Origin of the sequence: Mesorhizobium sp. M7A.F.Ca.CA.002.04.1.1 (genome assembly GCF_004022805.1) — a bacterium.
Taxonomy (GTDB): Bacteria; Pseudomonadota; Alphaproteobacteria; order Rhizobiales; family Rhizobiaceae; genus Mesorhizobium; species Mesorhizobium ciceri.
The window spans coordinates 1-2,326 of the sequence record NZ_RZPL01000830.1 but is presented as its reverse complement, the minus strand read 5'-3'; the positions used below and the strand labels follow the sequence as shown (position 1 = coordinate 2,326).

3 protein-coding genes are annotated in these 2,326 nt (G+C 65.4%); all 3 read left to right on the top strand.

The features are described 5' to 3' along the window. Positions 1 to 720 (top strand): sugar phosphate isomerase/epimerase (locus ENZ75_RS29110; RefSeq protein WP_164888086.1); only part of this gene is annotated, 720 nt, incomplete at its 5' end. Between the two features lie 103 nt (positions 721 to 823). After that, positions 824 to 1,837, top strand: coding sequence for a substrate-binding domain-containing protein (locus ENZ75_RS29105; RefSeq protein ID WP_013530992.1), 1,014 nt, complete (start codon positions 824 to 826; stop codon positions 1,835 to 1,837). Between the two features lie 89 nt (positions 1,838 to 1,926). Next, the coding region (locus tag ENZ75_RS29100) for an ATP-binding cassette domain-containing protein (protein ID WP_164888085.1) at positions 1,927 to 2,326 on the top strand (400 nt) is incomplete at its 3' end.

The following is a 2,326-nucleotide window of genomic DNA, read 5'->3' as shown; positions in this document are numbered from 1 at the left end:
GCCGACGTCACCGTGTCCTCGCTCGGCGTGTTCGGCAATCCGCTGGAAGACGGCGAGGTCGATCGCGGCGTGCTCAAGGCCTGGGAGACGGTCATCGACAATGCGCATCTGTTCGGCACCTCGATGGTCAGCGGCTTCACCGGCCGCCTGCGCGGCAAGAAGCTGACCGACAGCCTGCCGCGCTTCAAGGAGGTCTGGGGACCGCTGGCCAGGCGCGCCGCCGACAAGGGCGTGCGCATCGCCTTCGAGAACTGCGCGATGGACGGCAACTGGGCCGCCGGCGACTGGAACATCGCCCACAATCCGGACGCCTGGGAGCTGATGTTCAACGAAGTGCCGGACGACAATCTCGGACTGGAATGGGAGCCCTGCCACCAGCTCGTCTATCTGATCGATCCGATGCCGCAGATCCGCAAATGGGCGCCGCGCATCTTCCACGTCCACGGCAAGGACGCGACGGTGCGCTGGGATGTCATCCGCGAGCATGGCGTGTTCGGCCGGCTGCCCTTCGTGCAGATGCGAACGCCGGGCTTCGGCGACAGCGACTGGACGCGGGTGATCAGCGAATTGCGGCTGGCCGGATACAAGGGCGCCATCGACATCGAAGGCTGGCACGACCCTGTCTATCGAGGCGATCTCGAAATCACCGGGCAGGTGCGCGCGCTGGAATATCTCAAGCAATGCCGGGGAGGGGCCAGCTACCTGCCGAACCCGATGTGAGGATCGGCCGGCGGGAGGAGCCGGCCGGGATGTCTGCAACGCACATTGCCGAAGCGAATGTCGAAACCCCTCGCTTGCGAGGACAAAAAGGGAGGATAAGTGCATGAGCATGACGATGAGAAGGACAGTTCTGCGCTCGACCGTCGTGGCCGCCGCCACGGTGCTTGCCGCTGCGATCTCCACCTTGCCCGCGCAGGCGCTCGACGCCAAATGGTGCAAGGACGTCCACATCCGCTTCTTCGTCGGCGGCGCCGAGGGCGACGCTTTCGGCACCATCGTCTACAATGGCGCCAAGCAGGCAGAGGCCGATCTGGGGCCGAAGGTCGACTACATCTTCTCCCAGTGGGACATCGAAAAGATGGTGCAGCAACTGCGCGAGGCCGTCGCGGTCAAGCCCAACGGCATCGCCATGATGGGCCATCCGGGCGACGCATCAATCATGCCGCTCGCCGAACAGGCGCACAAGGACGGCATCAAGATGATGTACCAGAACGTGCCTGTGCCGAAGGTGGTGGAAGCGTTCGGCGGCGGCTATGTCGGCGCCCAGCAGGAACAGCAGGGCCGCGCGCTCGGCGCCGAGGCGTTCAAACTGGGCAAGCTGAAGGCCGGCGACAAGGCGATCATGATCGGTCCGTTCGAAAACGAAAGTCGCGGCGCGCGCGAACGCGGCACGGTGGCGGCGCTCAAGGAAGCCGGCGTCGAGGTCATCCAGTTGTCCTCACCGCCGAGCGGCGAATGGGCGTCCGATCCCAACCTGGCCATTCCGGTGATCACCGCGGCGCTGCTCAACAATCCCGACGTCAAGGCGGTCGGCTATCCCGGCGGGCAGATGCTCGGCAATGTCTCGACCTATATGCAGGCGGCCGGACGCAAGGCGGGCGAGATCTTCAATTTCGGCTTCGACACCAGCCCGCAGATCGTCGAGGGTTTCAAGGGTGGCTGGGTGCAATTGACCGCCGACCAGCAGCCGTTCCTGCAGGGCTATCTGCCGATCCTCAGCCTCTGCCAGCAGGTTGTGCTGGGGCTGGCGCCGATGAATGTCGACACCGGCGCCGGCTTCGTCACGCCCGAAAATTACGAGATCGTCGCCGAGCTCGCCAAGCAGGCGCTGCGCTGACCTCCCAAGCCGCCGGCCGGGATCTCAGGCCCCGGCCGGCGGGACCGCTGGCGACGACGCCGGCACGAGACAATGAAAGCGAGCATCCGATGGCCGAACGCCTCATCGAACTGCGCGACATCAGCAAGTCCTATGGCCAGGTCTATGCACTGGGCGGGGTCAATCTCAGCGTCGACCGCGGCGAGGTGGTCGGCCTGCTCGGCGACAATGGCGCCGGCAAGTCGACGCTGATCAAGATCCTCTCGGGCGTGGTCAAGCCGACCAGCGGCGAAATCCTCGTGCGTGGCAAGCCGGTGACCGGGTGGAGCGCGGCGCGTTCGCGCGAGGCCGGCATCGAGACGGTGTTCCAGGACCGGGCGCTGGCCGTGCAGCAGACCATCGTTCGCAACATCTTCATGGGCCGCGAGCTGACCGGCTTCATGGGCTTTCTCAGGGTCAACAAGGAGATCGAGGAGGCAAGCCGGCTGATGCGCGAGATCGGCTTCACCT